This is a genomic window from Haloarcula pelagica (assembly GCF_030127105.1).
GTDB classification, from domain to species: Archaea; Halobacteriota; Halobacteria; order Halobacteriales; family Haloarculaceae; genus Haloarcula; species Haloarcula pelagica.
Map to the genome: position 1 here is coordinate 1020370 of NZ_CP126161.1, position 16880 is coordinate 1037249.

The following is a 16880-nucleotide window of genomic DNA, read 5'->3' on the forward strand; positions in this document are numbered from 1 at the left end:
CGTGGTGTTCACGCTCGATTACCTCGATGATGGGCGCGTCATCGAGTGGACCGTCACCGACGATGGGCCTGAATCACGCGTCCGGACCGGGTACACGCCGCGGTTCTACGTCGCACCGCGGACCGCCGAGTCGGACGGCGACGTGTCGGCGGTCGAGTCGGCGTATCGACGACACCCCGAGGTCGTCCAGACGAAACTCGTCGAGCGACGGCCTGGCTTCCGCCGGGACCGTGAACAGGTCCTAGCCGTCGATGTCGCACATATCGACCGCGTCCGGCCGCTGGCGAGCAACGTCCACGAGCAACCGGAGACGCCGGTGGGCGATCTCGCCTGCTTCAACGTCGATTTCTCCCGGCAGTTCCGCTACTGCCTGGAGGAGGGCATCGACCCCACGCCGGCCGGCTCGCTCTCGACGCTTCGGCTGGGCGTTCCAATGGCCGAGCGTGGCGCGGAATCGTACGACCAGCTCGTCGTCGACGGGGAGACAGTCTCCGCCCCGCCGGGTGACATCGTCGACAGGGTCACAACGGCGGTCGCCACCATCGACCCCGACGTACTGCTCTGCTCGACGGCGGAGCTCGTCCCGACACTGTCCGAGATGGCTGCCGAGGCCGGACGCCCCGAGTTTTCGCTGAGCCGGTGGCCCGATGCCGACTATCAACAGCTCGCCAGTCGGTCGACCTACGCCAGCTACGGCCGTGTCGGGCACTCGCCGGCCCGGTACAACGTGCCCGGCCGGGTGCTCATCGACGAGTCGAACACGTTCTTCCACAGCGAGACCAACTTGGATGGCATGATCGACCTGGTCGGTCGGTCACGGAAGCCACTGCAGGAACTCAGTTGGGCGTCGATCGGGAACGTCCTCACCGCGATCCAGATCTGCGAAGCGGACCGTCGTGACGTGCTGACGCCCTGGAACTCCTGGCGCCACGAATTCTTCAAGCCGATGGGGACGCTCCACGATGCCGACCGCGGCGGGTTCATCTTCTCGCCGGAAGTCGGCGTCCACGAGAACGTCCACGAACTCGACTTCGCGAGTCTCTACCCCAACATCATCTGTACCCGGAACGTCTCGCCGGATGTCATCCGATGTGACTGCCACAGCGACCGGGCCGACGTTCCCGAGATGGGGTATTCGATCTGTGACGAGCGCGGCTACCTCGTCGACGTACTCGAGCCGCTCATCAGCGACCGACGGGAGATCAAGGCCAAAATCGAGCGCGAGGCAGCGAAGGCCGACCCCGACGAGGCCCGGATCGCCGAACTCGAGGGGCGGTCCGGCGCGATCAAGTGGATCCTCGTCTCCTGTTTTGGGTACCAGGGCTTCTCGAACGCGAAGTTCGGGCGGATCGAGTGCCACGAGGCGATCAACGCCTACGCTCGCGACATCCTGCTCACGGCCAAGCAACGGCTGGAAGCCGGTGGCTGGCGCGTCGTCCACGGGATCGTCGATTCAATCTGGGTGACCCCCGACCCGGACGTTTCCGAGGCCGACCGCCAAGAACTCACGACGATCGCGAGCGAACTCACCGAGGAGATCGGCATTCGACTGGAGTACGAGGCCCACTACGACTGGGTAGCCTTTGTCCCACAGCGCACCAGCGAGGCAGGGGCGCTCACGAAGTACTTCGGGAAAGTAAGTGACGCCGAGGAATTCAAGCTCCGGGGAATCGAGGCCCGACAGCGCTCAACACCGCCGTTTATTGAGAAGGTCCAGCGTGACTGTCTCGAACGGTTCGACGCGACGCGGGATCCCGATGTAGTGATCGAGCGCCTAGAGCGGGCGATCCGCGCGCTCCAGCACGGCGCCGTCGACCCGTCCACGCTCGTCGAACGGAATCGTGTCTCGAAACCACGCGAGGGGTACACGCAGTATACACAGAACGTCGCAGCGCTGGAGCGAGCCAGTGACCAGGGGATCGCGATTCATCCCGGCCAGGATGTCGAATACGTCGTCGTCGACGACGCGAAATCCTCCCGCGAACGTGTCGCGCTCGCCCACGAGGCACCGGAGTGCTACGATGCCGACTACTACGAGACGCAGTTGCGCCGGGCGATCGAGAGTGTCCTGTCGCCGGTGGGTTGGGATCGAGACGACATCTCGGACGCCCTCTCGGACGTACAGACGATGACGATTCCAGACTACACGTACGCCTCGCCGGACTGGGTCGGGACCTGTGCGACAGATGGAGAGTGAGTTCAGCACAGCCAGCCAACCCCGCTTTCGCTTGTGGTCCCGCCGGTGTATTGTAACACGGTCACGAACGAGTGGTCGGGCGCTGAACAGGCTCCAGAGTCGCATCTGGGAGGTAGTTTTCACGCTTCAGGCCGAAATATCACGTTGGATAATCACAGTGAGAGTTATCGGTGAGACATCGGCGATTTTAGTGGTTTGAACCGGCTTTCAAGACGTACTTGAATCTGCGTCAGATAGCTTGTGCCCGGAATACATCCTGTTAGTGGGAACATAAATTCCGCCAGTCATTTCAATACGAAGATGATACACCATGTCGCGGGCAGATGCCCGAATCCCGGATAATACGGCACTACCGGGCGCTGAACACGCCCTGAGATCCATTACAGGGGTGCGTTTGCACCCTTTCAGCATCGTGCTGAGACCGTCAAGGCAGACTTGAGACAGCTTCTCTGCATGAAACGTAGTATTACTTTATTATACCAGATGGATATTGGAAGGGTGTAATGCAGCTCAAGCAACTGTTCAATGACGATGACGCCGTGTCGCCGGTTATCGGCGTCATCCTGATGGTCGCGATTACGGTGATTCTCGCCGCCGTGATTGCATCGTTCGTCCTCGGACTCGGGGACCAGACACAGAATGCTACGCCGCAGGCCAGCTTCTCGTTCGATTACCAAGCGAATAGCAACATCGCCTCTAATCTCGGTACTGGCAACGTCTCGAATACGGACGGCAACCTGACCATTACGCACGACGGGGGTGATTCAATCGCTGCCGACGAAGTGTATGTACGGGGTGAATTTGACTCGGGCGCGAGCGGAAATTGGGGCACGAATGGGAACTGGACGAACGCGGCAATCACCAGCAGTCCCGGCCCGACCAGCGATATCAGGGCGGGCAACAACGCGAAGGTGCCTGTCGGCTCTGCCTATGACATCCGCGTCATCTACGAAGCTGCTGAGGGCGACAGCTCGGCCACACTCGGCCAAGACACCGGTCCCGACGCGTAACTGACTCACCACTTTTCCGGTTTATCGATCTTAACCAGTCACAACTCACCCGCGGTCGACGCCGACCGCCTCGTCGACCTCGAACTCTAACCCACGCACGGACACAGCTGCCGCAATCTCCTGCTTCTGCGCGATCGTCAAATCCTCACGCTCCAGCACCTCCTCGATCGCGTCGACCAGCGCGGGCACGTTGTCACACGCAAACGCCACTGCGTCCGATCGATTGCACCCGTAGAACTCGGCGGCCTCTTCGACGGCATGGTACCGATGCGCGTTCTCCTCGCCACAGCGAATCCGGATCGACCCTGGAACGTCACCCATGCTCGTGAACACGACCCCGAGAATCCTAGTTTTTTCGCCCTCCTGGGACCCTCCAGAACACTCGAAACACCGGGGAACCACTCACCTATCTGAGACAACACCGCCCGCGAACCACGCCCACCCACTGAATATGAACACATCGATGGCGGGGTTCGTGTTCATATTGGCTCGATCGCTCACGTCGACGCACAACCGCCGGCGGTCGCGGTCGATCCGTGTTCCCGACGTGTATTCGAATTCAGCAGCACTCTCGTTCGATGGGTAGTCGAACCGGAAACCAGATGAGGTGGGGAAAAATCTCACAAACACGGGAATACTTTTGCTCTGTCCCGTACAAGATCTGATTATCTCATGTCCAAGTCAACAGACGAACGCGGACGGATCTACCTCCCGAAAGATGTTCGTGAGCGGTTCGGTGACCAGTATCGAATCGTCGAACTCCCAAGCCATGTCGCGCTCTTCCCCGTCGACGAGGATCCGCTGGAGGGGCTTCGAGCGGCTGTTGGAGATGCCTTTGCAGAGACGGATGCCGGCGAGTTGAAGACACAAGCACGCGAGGCAATCTCACGAGAGGTTCGAACGGAAGCAGAAAGCCGGACACAGGACAGCGAGGAGTAAGCTGTGTACGTCGAGACCGACTTTCTCATTGTACTGGTGAAAGACGACGACTGGCTACAGGACGCCGCGATCACCGCTCTCGAAGAGCACGACGATATCCATACCTCGATACTCGCGTACGCCGAGGTTCTCGTGTTGTTCTACGACCGCGAAGCCGCCGAATATGATATCGATGCGCCGCGCGCGATCACCAATCTACTCGAACTGGTCCCGATCGTACCGGAAGAGCATGAGGATGCGGTCTTGGCCGCCGCAGCGTTTCTCGACGAGTACGACCTCACTCCGTTCGATGCGCTCCACGCCGGACTCGTCACGACCGGGGAAGAGCGTGTCCTCTCGACCGAGCAGGACTACGACACTGTCGGCCTGGATCGTCTCCCCTTGGATCCTGAATCCCCTGACTGAACGATCTGTGGGCGCCTGTACCGAATGGTTCGGTTCGTTCACTCAGTCGTCAGCTGGACCACCGTACACGTCATCGGTGAGCAACTGCTAGGCCGCGACACGCTGGATCGCGTCACACTCGGCCAGTTCGGGGAGGTCGCCACGCTCGTCACACACACGGAGGATATAGGCGCCCGAATCGAGCCGTTCGACCGAGACCACTCGATCCTCTGGATTCCCGTCTTCGGTGAGGAGACCGTCCCGGTCAAGGAAGTCTTTCGGGATCGTCACCAGCCCTGAACCGTTCTTGTTCTGTAGCTTCTGCGGCATATCAGCATTACCCGACTGTTGGATAATAAATGACCCCAACGGTACCATATCTTGGGGAGCTTTTGGCCAAGAAATGGTGCTGAGCGGCGCGTCTTTTGCGGACCCCAGAAACACGCGCTCATCCCGCGGGCAGTCCGCGGGCAGGACTACACGAATGCCACCGACCCCGTCCGGCGAGACAGACCCGCCGGACAGCGCGGTCAACACCGCGTCTCGACCCTGGCGCATCGACTTCCGCAACCTCGACGAGCGACGGCGCGCCCGAGCCCGGGCCACCGCGGCTGGTGCCAGCCGCGACCTCCCGCCTACTGACGTGTCGCCGGACTCGCCACCGACTCCTCAGAGAACATGAGCTACCACCACGCAGCCCGATCCGCACCGACCACCAACCCGACCCGACCCGGAGGCTCGGAATGAGTCTCCGCGAGACACTCGGCATCCTCACCGTCGCGCTGACCGTCCTGATGCTGGTCGCCCAGCCCGTCGCCGCCGCCGAGACCCCGCTCAACCCCAACTCCGACAGCTACGACGGCGTCGTCATCGAGGCCAACACCACAAAGGCGACGCACATGATGGGCTGGGACACCGTCCAGTACGAGAACGACGCCGGCGAGATCACGCGCTTGCCCGGTGTCGTCAACGACTCCGCCGACAACCCCTATCGGTTCACCGTCACGGACATCAACTTCTCCGACGCCGGTGAGTTCCCGCGGAGGGACTGCTCGGTGATCTCTTCGCGTGGTCTCACTATACACGAGGCCGAACCGGCTCCGCTACTCAGGACCTGCTGACGTAAGATCAGATTCCAGACAATAAAATGACAATTTCACACATAGAGACGGTAGTTCCGGTTTGATTTATCGTTCGAGCAAACTCTCTCGAACGATGGACACTCCACAACGATACGAGACTGCTGCTCTCGGTCTCTCTGGTACTCGATATACCGTCGAACAGACGGGAACGGACAAGAACTTTCGTCCAGAGTACGAAGCCAGAGATGTTTCTGGCGACACGATATTCCGATGTACCTATAATATGTACGAGGGGAACGATACTTTCCCCTTCATCGATACTGACGGTACGGAACTGTTCACAGTCGAAGCGAGCGGTAACTGGAATATCGCTGGCGATTACTTGCTTACAGATAGCCAGACTGGTGAAGAACTCGTTGTTTTAGATAACGACCTGTCACTGTTCCAAGACACCTGGCGGATTCGGGATGCTGAAGATGGGTCTCTCCTCGCTGAAATCAATTCACGTGGGACGCCCTTTACTGTCGGACGAAAGCTCTTGCCAGTTGGACAGTGGATCGGACACAAATTCGAGATAACCGATGCCGAAGGCGATTCTGTTGGCACTATTAAGAGTGACTTTGCTGTCTTTGATGAATACGAAATCACGATTAATGACAGCAGTTCAGTCCCGGTTGATCCGATTGTGGCAGGAACAGCTGTGATCGACGCGATCCAGGGGAATTGACTCTGGTCGCATCCTCACTAAACGAACCTGAGGGGGTACTCGTACCGCTGTCCCAGCAATGAGTTAATCTCGATTGCTTGCTCCATACACGACCTCTCTATGTAGCACGCTGTCTCTACCAGCCGCGGATCAGTCAACGTACTGAATCCCTCTTCGTTTCTCCTCGTCCCACTCACGGCGGTGCGGTAGCGGTAGTATTGCGGGTTTTGCGGTGCGGTCCCCGGCCCGAGCGCCAGCGAGGGCCCGGGGTATTTGGATTGTGTGGCCTTTGCCACACAACCTAAGGGACCTGTGCCCAGCCGGCGGGAAACGCGCCAGCCGACACCCCACCATCGAAGTGAAACGAAGGAGTCAGCAGAATAATTTATAGGACCAACATCGATGCAACGCGGATAGTATATAAAGGAACGACGCCGCTCGATAGCGTTGCCACTCTGCCGGAGCCGCCTACCAGATCGGCCGGTCCATGTTGTGCCGACCGAGCAACCGCCGGTTCACGACGACCCGCTCGCCCTTGTGCCGGGTGCTGTCGGGTTCCTTCCACGTGATCTGAGCGTCCTCGAACCGACGGGTGAGCATCGGGGACGCTTCGGCAGCGTCGGGGCCGGCCCGGACGATCTTCAACATCTCCTGGAGACTGACCGGCCGCGACAGCTCCATCTCGATCCCATCCGTAGCGTCCCGAACCGCGATCCCATGCCGATTCACCCACCGCTCCAGCGCCGAGGGCTCACCCTCCTCACCTCGCGACAGCGGCGTCGCCCGATCGGCGACGTTCCGTAACGACTCGACGGCCGCGTCCTTCGTCGAACCGAACCACTCGGCGACCTGCTCGATCTGGTCGCGAACGATGCCGTCCCGAAACCGGATCTCGCCGCCGTCCACGGCTAAGATATCGTCGAACTGCTCGACGGCCCGATACACCGTCGACGTACTCCGACCGGCGTCGTCGGCGAGCTCGTCGTAGCGCCGCGAACCGCCGTCGGTCATGGCCTCCAGCATGTCCCACTCGGCGGCCGTCGTCTCGGGACGCATCAACTGGTCGCGAGCGCTGGCCTGTTCTTGCTCTTCGAGATCGGGCATCGGGTTCGAGTGGACCTCGTAACTGCGTTCGCCCTGCTCGACATCGAAATACGGGTCCGCGACCCACGTCTCGGTGGTCGGCGAGAACTCGACGCCGGCCCAGTTCAGCGCGTTCACGATCGTCTCGCCCAACTCCTGGACCGCACTGTCGTACCCATCCCAGCGAAGCGAGTCGTCGCCGTCGGGATAGTAGCCTTTCCAGTACTGACACTCGATCTTGTGGTGGTAGAGCGGATCGTCCTCACCGTCGGACCGAACCCACTCGGGCTGGTAACACTTCAGCCGCTTCGCGAGCCCCTGGCCGTCGATCAACCGCGCCCAGTTGGCCGGGCTGAGCGAGACGGCCTCGTAGTGACCGACGATCTCCTCGTGGTCCCACTTGTACGCGCCACGCCCACGTCCGTTCGAGAACTGGGCGATATGCTCCAGAACACCACCCTTCCCGGCGACCTTGCCGGTCGCGACCGCTCGACGGATGCGGCCGTACACCTCCAGCCCGTAGATCGACGACCACTCGTGGGGCGTCGCGAAGTACTCGGCGTTGATCCCGAGGTGCTCGGCCAGCGATTGTAACAGCCCCAGAATCTCCCGCTGTTCGAGATTCGTCGCTTCGACCTGCACGCGGATCGATTCGGGACACTGCGTGGGCATCCCCTGGATCATGTCGCCGGTCTCGACGTGTTTCGCCTCGGGAAAGCCCGGGCGAAAGGTGAAATCGGCGCCGCGTTCGTCGTGCTCGTCATCGTCGGCGTACACACTCAGCTTGTACTCGTTCAGGGCGCCGTCGAACCCGAAATACGCATCGTCGGATTCGATCTTCCCCTCCCAGTGGACGGAGTTCGTGATACCCCACTCACGACCGTCGAACCCGAACGTCTCCTCACGCTCGTCGAGGTCGGGTTCGTACTGCCCGACGACTGCGTGATACGGCGACAACCCGGCGTCGTCGAACAGCAGGTTCGCGGCGACGCGATGGGGGCGAAGTGCGACCACGTCCTCGATCGTCGAGGCAACGGTCACTCGGGCTCACCCCCGTCAGTCGCGAACGCACCAAGCATCGCCTCCTCGGTCTGTGCGCTGGTCTCGTCGGTGTCGACGCCGTCGGGACTGTACCCTTCGACGAGCCGCCAAGCGTCGTCCTCGGCGCGTGCCCGCAGGTCGGCGGCGGTCACTCCCGACTCGCCGTCACAGCACTCACACGGCCGGCGTGGGCCGAGTGGCAGCCGCTCGGGGCGCTCGCCGTGCAACTCCAGCCACTCCTCGCGCTTGTCGAGGCGCTGGATGATCTTCGCCCGCGGCTCCTCCAGCGGATTCCGCGGCGTGTCCGTCGACTGTGGGTTCGCCAGCCGGAACTCACAGGCTCGCCAGGCACGAACGCGCTCGATCGAGTCCATGCCGTCGATGAGCGTGAGGACGATGTTGCGGCGGGCTGGCCTTGGTGACGAGTTCCTGATCGAGCCAGCGGGCGGGATCTTCGCCGATGCGCTTGCGAGTCTTCGGACAGCGCAGCCGCTCGTCGTGGTCGCCCGATTGAACTTCTGACGGCATCGGTCACCGCTCACCTCTCGAAGAGACACCGGCGGTGGATGACCAGCAGACCCTTACCGGACGGCAGTCGTACTGGGCGAGTGATGGTCCTCCAACTCCTCCTGCCAGCTCTCGTCGGGTTCGTGTTCGTGATGGGTGCAGCCTATGCCGGGACGCTCCGGGCACTGAACGTCTACTTCGACCCGGACCGTCAGAGCGTCTTCTTGCCCGACGACCACGAGCCCCCACACCGACGGTAGCCATCTACACCGCACCCCCGACGAGCGTCCCCAACACGTGCGGCAGGGCAGTTGTGCCAGCGTCCCTTCGGACCGCTCGGTCGTTCGCCAGTGGCCACGCAGGTGCTCGTCGACCAGCGTCGCCGGGATTACGGCGATCGCGACCAGCCGGCGTGGGTCGTCCTCGTAGACTGCCAGCGCGTACACGGATGCCGCCTCAAGTAGCGCGGCGTGCTGGCCGTCATCCCGACCTTTCAGCGTCCAGCGGCCACGCGTCTCTCGCGAGCCGTTCGAGACGAACCGCTTGCACGCCTTGATCTCCACGTGGGTTCCGACTTCGACAAGCGGCGTGCCGGCGAACACGACGGGCACGTCGGCGGTCTGGAGGGAGGGGGCCAGGAGCCCCGTCACGACGGCGTCGTGACGGGCGTCGTCCCGGTCGACGGCGTCGACCGAATCGAACTGCGAGACGACCAGCGCCTCGATGTCCAGCCCGATCGCCTTCGGGTCGGCGAACGCCTGGCTCATCGGGCGACCTCCTGGTCAGCAGTGCAGCCACATGGCTCGGGCTCGCCGTGTTCCTGGTACTGGTCCGACCGGTTCGAGATAGAGCGCTCGCGCCCACACTCGGTACAGCGATACTCCTCGCTGTGTGCCCAGCGGTTCCCCAGGTGTTTCCAGGACGAGCCGCCGTCACACCGCACATCTGGGTCGGTCTCGACGACGAACTCGACCGGGTCCTCACCCCGGGGTTTGATCGTCAGGCGATCAGGAGCCAGGCCGGGGTTCTGGGCGTCGCGGAACTGGTCGGGATCACCGAAGTCGCCGGGCTCGACCATGCCGTAGTAGGCGTCCAGATCGGTCGACCCGAAGTGCTGGATCGTCGACCGCGGCGTCCGAAAGACGACCTGCCCCTCGAACTCCCGAAGGTCCGACGGGACGAACAGTCCGGACTCACCGATGTGGGTCTCGCGACAGCCGCCGTCGGTGATAAGTCGCGTCTGTCTCCAGTCGAACTCACGGGGTTCGCTGGCCTCGGCGTCGTACAGTCGCGAGGCCCGGACGAACTCACGCTGCATCGGCCACCTCTGTGTCGACGTGGGGCGCGTGCTCGACGTAGGTCCCGCCGCTGGGCAAGTCCGCTGGCCGGTCGGGACAGCCGGTACAGTGGCCGTACTCGATGCCGGTCGAGGAACTCCGAGTACAGCGAGCGCGACACGATTCACACCGGAACTCGCCAGGGCCGTCGGCGGTGAGGCTCCCCCTGTTGGAGTTGCTCAGGTCGGTCACGCCTGGCACACCCCCTCATCCAGTGACCGACAGGACTGCCCAGGCTCGTTGATATACTCGCCACACCACCGACAGATCGGCCGATCCGACTCGGTGGATCGACTCACAGCGACCACCCCGGAGAGCGGCCGCTAATTATCAGGAAACCCGGGAAAAGGGTTTATATGGTATGGGCCGGCGCGAACATCGAACACGGGAAGACGGTCGCTCGCTTCGCTCGCGCTGCGACTTCCCTGCTCGAATTCGCTTGGGTTCGTTTGACACTCACTACGGACGCCTCGCTACGCTCGGCGTTGCGAAGTGAGGTAAAATGGGCCGGCGCGAATTCGAATCGCGGTTACGGCCACCCGAAGGCCGAAGGATACCAGGCTACCCCACCGGCCCGTGCGATAGCATTTGAGCAAACGCCGGTGATATTTTTAACCCTTCCGGAACGGCGAGACGGTCCGTGCGAAAGCGTAACAGCTAATCGGGTTCCTCGGCACCGTCCGGTGTGAAACTGACGGCCGTCCGTCGGGTAGGGTTGCTCGTCGTCCTCGCCGGACTGGTGTTCGGGATGGGGTTGCACGCGGGGACAGAACGACCCTACGACCAGCAGCACTCGCCGTACCCGGACGGTGAGGATCTCGCGGCCGACTACGACCGGTTCGTCGGGAGCGAGACGCGCCTCTGGGGGACAGTCCAGCGTGTCGATCCAGCCGCCGAGACGGCTGTGATTACCGTCGACTACGGCAGTGGCACACTGGACTTCACCGTCACCGGGTTCGACGCCGTCGTCGACCCGGGTGGGGCCGTCCAGGTGTACGGAACGGTCGAACGGGACGCCACCATCGACGCGACCAACGTCGTCGTCGTCAACCCGGCAGGGGCGTCGGCAACCGTGAAATACGCCGTCTCGGCCGTCGGTGCGCTGCTCGTGCTCGCGGCCTTTTTCCGCCGCTGGCGGCCCGACGTTCGAGAGTGGGCGTTCGTCCCGCGGGAGGACACGGATGGCTGAGTTGCTTACCCACGTTCTCGTCCCGTACGTCGTGTTGACGGCCCTCGGGTGGCGCGTCGAGTTCGATCGGCGATGGGTTCCGGTCGCGATGGGCGGGGCCGCGATCCCGGACCTGAGCAAGGTCGATCTCGTGGTAGGTGCCGAGGCGGTCGAGTCACTCGTCGGCCACGGGTTCGCCTGGTCACCGATCAGTTCGCTTGGCGGCGTGGTGGTCATCGGCGCCGCGATCGCCCTGCTGTTCGGTGACGGCCTCAGACGCCGTGCGTACGCGGCCCTGCTGGTCGGCGGCACCAGCGCGCTCGTCGTCGACGGGTTACGGGCGTTCGCCGACGGTCGGAGCGACTTCTGGCTCTATCCGATCTACTGGCGGCCGCCGACGCCGAGCCTCTACGTCACGGCCGACAGCCGCGTCACCGTCCTCTCGGTCGGCGTCGCGGTCGCGGTCTTCCTGCTGGACCGGTACGCGCTGGGACGCCACGAGGACACATCGGCGGCGTGAGTCCGCTTCCGTCAGCTACCAGGTCAGCCCTTCGTAGGTAATTCCCTCACGCGGTTCGACGATCCGGCGGCCGTCGACGACGACCGGGTCGGCCATCACATCGAACTCCGTATCGAGGGCGGCGAACTCGTCCCAGTCGGTGACGACCACCGCGCCCGACGCGCCCTTCAGGGCCGCCGCCGCCGAGTCGGCGTACTCGATGTCGGGGTAGCGGTCGCGCATGTTCTCGGTCGCGACGGGGTCGTAGGCGACCACTTCGGCCCCGCGGTCGAGCAGTCCCTCGATGACCGGGACCGCCCGCGTGTTCCGGATATCGTCGGTCCCGGGTTTGAACGCCAGGCCGAGGACGGCCACGCGCTTGCCCGCGACATCGACGTGGTCGTCGAGCAGGGCGAGCAGGCGGCCGGGCTGGGCGTCGTTCAGTTCGACGGCCGCCGAGAGGACCGCCGGGTCGTAGCCGCGCTCGCGGGCCGCGGCGATGATCGCGTTCGTGTCTTTCGGGAAACAGGAGCCGCCCCAGCCGACGCCGCTGCGGAGGAACTGCGCGCCGATGCGGTCGTCCAGCCCGATGGCGTCGGCGACCTCGTAAGCGTCGACGCCGAACACCTTGCAGATGTTCCCGATGTCGTTGATCAGACTGACCTTGCTCGCGAGGAAGGTGTTGTTGGCGTACTTGATCATCTCGGCCTCGGCGATGCCGGTCTCGACGATCGGGACCTCGTCGTCGGCGGCCGCGACCAGCGGCGCGTAGAGGTCCCGCAGGGCCGCGAACGAACGCTCGTCGTCGGCACCGAAGACGAGTTTGTCGGGGTTCAGGAAGTCCTCGACGGCGGTGCCCTCCCGCTGGAACTCGGGGTTCGAGGCGACCAGGAAGTCGGTCCCGCGGTCGAGTCCGGCGTCGGCGATCGCCGGCGCGAGTCGCTGTTCGGTCGTCGTCGGGACGACCGTCGACTTCGTGACGACGAGGTGAGGGTCGTCGGTGTCGGATGCCGCGGCGGCCAACGCTTCGCCGACGGACTCGGCGCCGGCTTCCATGTACGCCAGGTCGATGCTGCCGTCGTCGTTGGAGGGGGTCGGGAGCGCGAGCATCGTCAGGTCGGTCTCGGGGACGACGCCGTAGTCGGTCGTCGCCCGAAGGCGGTCGCCGCCGTGGTCGGCGACCAACTCGTCCAGACCCGGTTCGTGGATCGGCGACTCGCCGTCGTTGATGGCGGCGACAATGTCCTCGTCGATGTCGACGTTCGTGACCTCGTGGCCCAGGTCCGCGAGACAAGCGGCGACCGTCGTCCCGACGTAGCCGCTGCCGACGATGCTGACGTGCATTGTCGAAGGGTTGGCCGCCGGGTTTCTTGAGAATTCGGGTTGCGCTACTCGCGGGCGGCCTCGACGGCCTCGACGAACTCGGCGGCGCTCTCGCGGACCTGGTCCATGTCGTCGTTCTCGATGGCCTCGTAGTCGACCAGCGCGGAGCCGGCGCCGACCGCGACCGCGCCGGCGTCGAAGTACTCCGCGACGTTCTCGGTCGAGACGCCGCCGGTCGGCATGATCGGCACGTCGCCGAGCGGCCCCTGGAGCGCGCCGATGTGGCCCGGGCCCACGGTCGAGGCAGGGAACATCTTGAGGATGTCCGCGCCGGCCTCCATCGCCTGGGCGGCCTCGGTCGGTGTCATCACGCCGGGAATGCAGACGACGCCCTCGCGGTTGCAGACATCGATGACATCCTCGTTGAGGTTGGGCGCGAGGACGAACTCCGCGCCGGCCTCGATGACGTTGCGGGCCGCGGCGGCGTCCATCACGGTGCCGGCGCCGATGACGGCGTCCGTGTCGTCGAGTGCCTTGTCGACGGCGGCGATCATGTCCGAACACCGCTTGGCGTCGGCGGTGAGTTCGAGCGCGGTGACTCCGCCCTCGTGGATCGCCGTCGCCACGTCGACCATCTGTTCTTCGGGGATACCACGGAGGACGGCCGTGACGCCGCTGTCTACGAGTTGCTGCTGGACCGCCTGTTTGCTCGTCATGGCTGGGCGTGCGCGGGGAGGGGGCAAAAACGTATGTGGAAGCCGTCAGTCCCCGTCGGGATCGTACGGGAGGGCGATGTCCGTCTTCGGAGCGCCGACGCCCAGGACCCGCACCTGCTCGTCGGCGTCCGCGGGGTTGTACGCCCGGTGTGGGCTCTCCGGTTCGGCGACGAACACCTCGTCGGCGGGGACGACAAACTCCCCGTCGGGCGTCTCGACGTACAGCGTCCCCGAGCGGACGTAGAACAGTTCCTCGCGTTGCTTGTGGTAGTGGTACGTGCGCGGGAGTTGTTCGCCGGGCGCCATCGTGTACGTGGCGGCGTGGAGCGCGTGTAACTCGGCGGCCTCGGAGAGTCCACGCCGATCACAGGGGTAGTCCTCGGTCTCGGGCAGGGCGTCGGGGTCGAGGTGGTGGTAGGCCATACCCGGCGTTGCCGGCGGCCGGGGAAACCAGTTGCCCCGGTCATCCCAGCATGAGGATGAGGACGAACGACGTTCCGACCGAGGCGAGCGTCGTCGCGAAGACGTTCACCGAGGCGAACTCGGCGTCCCCGCCCAGTTCCGTCGCGTAGACGAACGTCGAGACGGCCGTGGGCATCCCCAGCATGAGGACGCTGGCGGTGAACACGGCCGGGTCGACCCCCAGCGTCGAGAAGGTGAGCCACGCCACGAGGGGCATCCAGCCGAGTTTGAGCGCGACGACGCTCGCGGTCGCCGTCGGGTCGACGACCGACTGGTCGAGGTCCAGCGCCGAGCCGACGAGGATCAGCGCGACCGGCAGCGCCAGTTCGCCCGCAAGCGAGAGGGGAGTCACGACGGCGGCGGGAACGCCGAGACCGAACCACGCGACGACGACGCCAAGCGCCAGCGCGATCAGCACGGGGTTGGTGAGCAGTTCGCGCACCTGGTCAAGCACCGACACCTCGGCGTCGGCGACGGTGACGAGCACCCAGACGGTGACCGGGATCTGCGTGAGCGTCACCAGTCCCAGCAGGAGGCCGGCGGTCGCGGTGGCGTCGGGGCCGAACGTCGCCGCCACGAGCGGTAACCCGAGATAGCCCAGGTTCGAGTGGTACGACTGGACGACCGCGACGCCGCGGCGGTCGGCCCGGCTCTGTCGGCGGTGGATCACCCAGGCCATCCCGACGGTGGCGAAGACGACGATCAGGACGCCGACGACGAGTTCGGGCGACAGCAGCGTCGCCAGCGCCCGGTCGTACGTCGAGACGAAGATGAGCGACGGGAGGACGACGTAGAAGGCGACGGCGTTGAGCCGGTCGCGCCGGTGTTCGTCGAGGAGCCCGGTGTAGCGGGCGCCGAGGCCCACCGCGAGCATCCCCAGGAGATAGGCGAACCGGCCGACAGCTCCCTCCATGTTCCGCCCTGGTGGAGTGGCGGGCTTGAGCCTTCGGAAACCGACCGTGTCCGTTCCCGGCGTGACAACAAGCCTTTACCGGTGCGGTCGCGTACCCAGCACAAATGGTACTCGATAATCTCGGCAGTTCACTCAGGGGGACCTTAGACGACCTCCGGGGGAAGTCGCGGCTCTCCGAGGAGGACATCGAGGACATCGTCAAGGAGATCCAGCGCTCGCTGCTCCAGGCAGATGTCGACGTGGGCCTCGTCCAGGAGCTCTCGGACAACATCGAGAGCCGGGCGTTAGACGAGGAACCGCCGGCCGGTACGACGCCCCGCGACTGGGTCCTGCGGATCGTCTACGAGGAACTGGTCGAACTCGTCGGGGAGTCGACGGATCTCCCGCTCGAAGAACAGACCATCATGCTCGCCGGCCTCTACGGGTCGGGGAAGACGACCACCGCCGCCAAGATGGCGTGGTGGTTCTCGACGAAGGGGCTGCGACCGGCGATCATCCAGACCGACACCGACCGACCCGGCGCCTACGACCAGTCGAAGGAGATGGCCGACCGCGCCGAGGTCGACTTCTACGGCGACCCCGACGAGGACGACCCCGTCGAGATCGCCCGTGCGGGGCTGGAAGCGACCCAGGACGCCGACGTTCGGATCGTCGACACGGCCGGTCGTGACGGTCTCAATCAGGAACTCATCGACCAGATCGAGCGCATCGAGCAGGAAGTGAACCCGGACCGGAACCTGCTCGTGCTGGACGCCGCGATGGGGCAAAGCGCCAAGAGCCAGGCCGCCGACTTCGAGGCCTCCATCGGCATCGACGGCGTCGTCATCACCAAACTCGACGGGACGGCGAAAGGTGGGGGCGCGCTGGCGGCGGTCAACGAGACCGACTCGACGATCGCCTTCCTCGGGTCGGGGGAGACGGTCAAGGACATCGAGCGCTTCGAGCCCTCCGGGTTCATTTCCCGCCTGCTGGGGATGGGCGACCTGAAGCAGTTGACCGAGCGCGTCGAGCGGGCGATGGAAGAGACGGGCGAGGACGAGGACGACTGGGACCCCGAGGACATGATGGAGGGGCCGTTCACCCTCAAGGACATGCGAAAGCAGATGCAGACGATGAACAACATGGGGCCGCTGGACCAGGTGATGGACATGATCCCCGGCCTGGGCGGCGGGCTCATGGACCAGCTTCCCGACGACGCGATGGACGTGACCCAGGAGCGGATGCAGGACTTCGATGTCATCATGGACTCGATGACCGAGGAGGAGCTGGAGAACCCCCGCGTCGTCGGCCAGTCCCGGACCGAGCGCATCGCCCAGGGGGCGGGCAAGCCCAAAGAGCGGGTGCGCGAACTGCTCGAACAGCACCGCCAGATGGAGCAGATGTTGAAGCAGTTCCAGGGGATGGGCGACGGCGACATGGAACGGATGATGAAACAGATGCAACAGCAGGGCGGCGGCGGCGGTGGCGGGATGGGCGGCATGGGCGGTCCCGGCGGTCCGTTCGGGTGAGCGCC

The 16880-nt window shown here is 64.3% G+C and carries 21 protein-coding genes and 1 tRNA gene; 10 read left to right on the top strand and 12 right to left on the bottom strand.

Annotated features, from left to right (window positions below; genetic code table 11):
* Nucleotide 1 precedes the first annotated feature (1 nt).
* Together P1L40_RS05480 and P1L40_RS05485 are read left to right on the top strand one after the other, a co-directional pair.
* On the top strand, nucleotides 2–2197 hold the full coding sequence (locus tag P1L40_RS05480; protein ID WP_284010319.1) for a type B DNA-directed DNA polymerase: 2196 nt from the start codon (nucleotides 2–4) through the stop codon (nucleotides 2195–2197).
* A 503-nt stretch (nucleotides 2198–2700) separates the two neighbouring features.
* A complete protein-coding gene (locus tag P1L40_RS05485) occupies nucleotides 2701–3207 on the top strand; it encodes a type IV pilin domain-containing protein (protein ID WP_284010320.1) in 507 nt (168 codons plus the stop codon).
* A gap of 45 nt (nucleotides 3208–3252) precedes the next feature.
* On the opposite strand, the gene P1L40_RS05490 is transcribed toward P1L40_RS05485, so the two are convergent.
* Nucleotides 3253–3528 carry a DUF7692 domain-containing protein gene (locus P1L40_RS05490; protein ID WP_284010321.1) on the bottom strand — a complete coding sequence of 92 codons (276 nt, stop codon included), beginning with the start codon at nucleotides 3526–3528 and terminating at the stop codon, nucleotides 3253–3255.
* A 351-nt stretch (nucleotides 3529–3879) separates the two neighbouring features.
* On the opposite strand from P1L40_RS05490, the gene P1L40_RS05495 reads away from it, so the two are divergent.
* Together P1L40_RS05495 and P1L40_RS05500 are read left to right on the top strand one after the other, a co-directional pair.
* Nucleotides 3880–4146: an AbrB/MazE/SpoVT family DNA-binding domain-containing protein gene (locus tag P1L40_RS05495; protein WP_284010322.1), complete on the top strand. Its 267-nt coding sequence runs from the start codon at nucleotides 3880–3882 to the stop codon at nucleotides 4144–4146.
* 3 nt (nucleotides 4147–4149) lie between these two features.
* Nucleotides 4150–4551: a PIN domain-containing protein gene (locus tag P1L40_RS05500; protein ID WP_284010323.1), complete on the top strand. Its 402-nt coding sequence runs from the start codon at nucleotides 4150–4152 to the stop codon at nucleotides 4549–4551.
* Nucleotides 4552–4638: 87 nt separating this feature from the next.
* Here the strand turns inward: P1L40_RS05500 and P1L40_RS05505 are convergent, their stop codons facing one another.
* A complete protein-coding gene (locus P1L40_RS05505) occupies nucleotides 4639–4860 on the bottom strand; it encodes a DUF8053 family protein (RefSeq protein WP_284010324.1) in 222 nt (73 codons plus the stop codon).
* Nucleotides 4861–5273: 413 nt separating this feature from the next.
* On the opposite strand from P1L40_RS05505, the gene P1L40_RS05510 reads away from it, so the two are divergent.
* Together P1L40_RS05510 and P1L40_RS05515 are read left to right on the top strand one after the other, a co-directional pair.
* Nucleotides 5274–5651, top strand: a complete 378-nt coding sequence (locus tag P1L40_RS05510) for a hypothetical protein (protein WP_284010325.1) — start codon at nucleotides 5274–5276, stop codon at nucleotides 5649–5651.
* A gap of 94 nt (nucleotides 5652–5745) precedes the next feature.
* Nucleotides 5746–6339, top strand: coding sequence for an LURP-one-related family protein (locus tag P1L40_RS05515; protein ID WP_284010326.1), 594 nt, complete (start codon nucleotides 5746–5748; stop codon nucleotides 6337–6339).
* Between the two features lie 447 nt (nucleotides 6340–6786).
* On the opposite strand, the gene P1L40_RS05520 is transcribed toward P1L40_RS05515, so the two are convergent.
* Nucleotides 6787–8442 carry a DUF7845 domain-containing protein gene (locus tag P1L40_RS05520; RefSeq protein WP_284010327.1) on the bottom strand — a complete coding sequence of 552 codons (1656 nt, stop codon included), beginning with the start codon at nucleotides 8440–8442 and terminating at the stop codon, nucleotides 6787–6789.
* The gene (locus P1L40_RS05525; protein WP_284010328.1) at nucleotides 8439–8816 is read right to left on the bottom strand and encodes a hypothetical protein; all 378 of its coding nucleotides are present in this window, start codon (nucleotides 8814–8816) and stop codon (nucleotides 8439–8441) included. The genes P1L40_RS05520 and P1L40_RS05525 overlap by 4 nt, the downstream gene beginning before the upstream one ends.
* 7 nt (nucleotides 8817–8823) lie before the next feature.
* Here P1L40_RS05525 and P1L40_RS05530 point away from each other — a divergent pair, with 7 nt between their 5' ends.
* Nucleotides 8824–8964, top strand: a complete 141-nt coding sequence (locus tag P1L40_RS05530) for a hypothetical protein (protein ID WP_284010329.1) — start codon at nucleotides 8824–8826, stop codon at nucleotides 8962–8964.
* A 59-nt stretch (nucleotides 8965–9023) separates the two neighbouring features.
* Here the strand turns inward: P1L40_RS05530 and P1L40_RS05535 are convergent, their stop codons facing one another.
* The 4 genes from P1L40_RS05535 to P1L40_RS05550 form a co-directional block, all read right to left on the bottom strand.
* On the bottom strand, nucleotides 9024–9716 hold the full coding sequence (locus P1L40_RS05535) for a PD-(D/E)XK family putative nuclease (protein ID WP_284010330.1): 693 nt from the start codon (nucleotides 9714–9716) through the stop codon (nucleotides 9024–9026).
* Nucleotides 9713–10267, bottom strand: coding sequence for a hypothetical protein (locus P1L40_RS05540; protein ID WP_284010331.1), 555 nt, complete (start codon nucleotides 10265–10267; stop codon nucleotides 9713–9715). Before P1L40_RS05540 ends, P1L40_RS05535 begins: the two co-directional genes overlap by 4 nt.
* Nucleotides 10257–10478 (bottom strand): hypothetical protein, encoded by a 222-nt coding sequence (locus P1L40_RS05545; RefSeq protein WP_284010332.1) that lies wholly within the window; start codon nucleotides 10476–10478, stop codon nucleotides 10257–10259. Before P1L40_RS05545 ends, P1L40_RS05540 begins: the two co-directional genes overlap by 11 nt.
* 311 nt (nucleotides 10479–10789) lie before the next feature.
* Nucleotides 10790–10862, bottom strand: a tRNA-Pro gene (locus tag P1L40_RS05550).
* A 109-nt stretch (nucleotides 10863–10971) separates the two neighbouring features.
* Here P1L40_RS05550 and P1L40_RS05555 point away from each other — a divergent pair.
* Both P1L40_RS05555 and P1L40_RS05560 read left to right on the top strand, forming a co-directional pair.
* Complete coding sequence (locus P1L40_RS05555) at nucleotides 10972–11475, top strand: OB-like fold-containing membrane protein (protein WP_284010333.1); 504 nt, start codon at nucleotides 10972–10974, stop codon at nucleotides 11473–11475.
* Nucleotides 11468–11974, top strand: a complete 507-nt coding sequence (locus P1L40_RS05560; RefSeq protein ID WP_284010334.1) for a hypothetical protein — start codon at nucleotides 11468–11470, stop codon at nucleotides 11972–11974. Before P1L40_RS05555 ends, P1L40_RS05560 begins: the two co-directional genes overlap by 8 nt.
* Nucleotides 11975–11989: 15 nt before the next feature.
* On the opposite strand, the gene aglM is transcribed toward P1L40_RS05560, so the two are convergent.
* Genes aglM through P1L40_RS05580 form a run of 4 tightly spaced genes read right to left on the bottom strand, consistent with a single transcriptional unit; the run spans nucleotide 11990 to nucleotide 15367 of the window.
* Complete coding sequence (gene aglM / locus P1L40_RS05565) at nucleotides 11990–13297, bottom strand: UDP-glucose 6-dehydrogenase AglM (protein ID WP_284010335.1); 1308 nt, start codon at nucleotides 13295–13297, stop codon at nucleotides 11990–11992.
* A gap of 44 nt (nucleotides 13298–13341) precedes the next feature.
* Nucleotides 13342–13992, bottom strand: coding sequence for a bifunctional 4-hydroxy-2-oxoglutarate aldolase/2-dehydro-3-deoxy-phosphogluconate aldolase (locus P1L40_RS05570; protein ID WP_284010336.1), 651 nt, complete (start codon nucleotides 13990–13992; stop codon nucleotides 13342–13344).
* 45 nt (nucleotides 13993–14037) lie between these two features.
* Nucleotides 14038–14415 carry a cupin domain-containing protein gene (locus P1L40_RS05575; protein ID WP_284010337.1) on the bottom strand — a complete coding sequence of 126 codons (378 nt, stop codon included), beginning with the start codon at nucleotides 14413–14415 and terminating at the stop codon, nucleotides 14038–14040.
* A 40-nt stretch (nucleotides 14416–14455) separates the two neighbouring features.
* Nucleotides 14456–15367 (bottom strand): AEC family transporter, encoded by a 912-nt coding sequence (locus tag P1L40_RS05580; RefSeq protein ID WP_284010338.1) that lies wholly within the window; start codon nucleotides 15365–15367, stop codon nucleotides 14456–14458.
* Between the two features lie 104 nt (nucleotides 15368–15471).
* On the opposite strand from P1L40_RS05580, the gene P1L40_RS05585 reads away from it, so the two are divergent.
* Complete coding sequence (locus P1L40_RS05585; protein WP_284010339.1) at nucleotides 15472–16875, top strand: signal recognition particle protein Srp54; 1404 nt, start codon at nucleotides 15472–15474, stop codon at nucleotides 16873–16875.
* Nucleotides 16876–16880 lie beyond the last annotated feature (5 nt).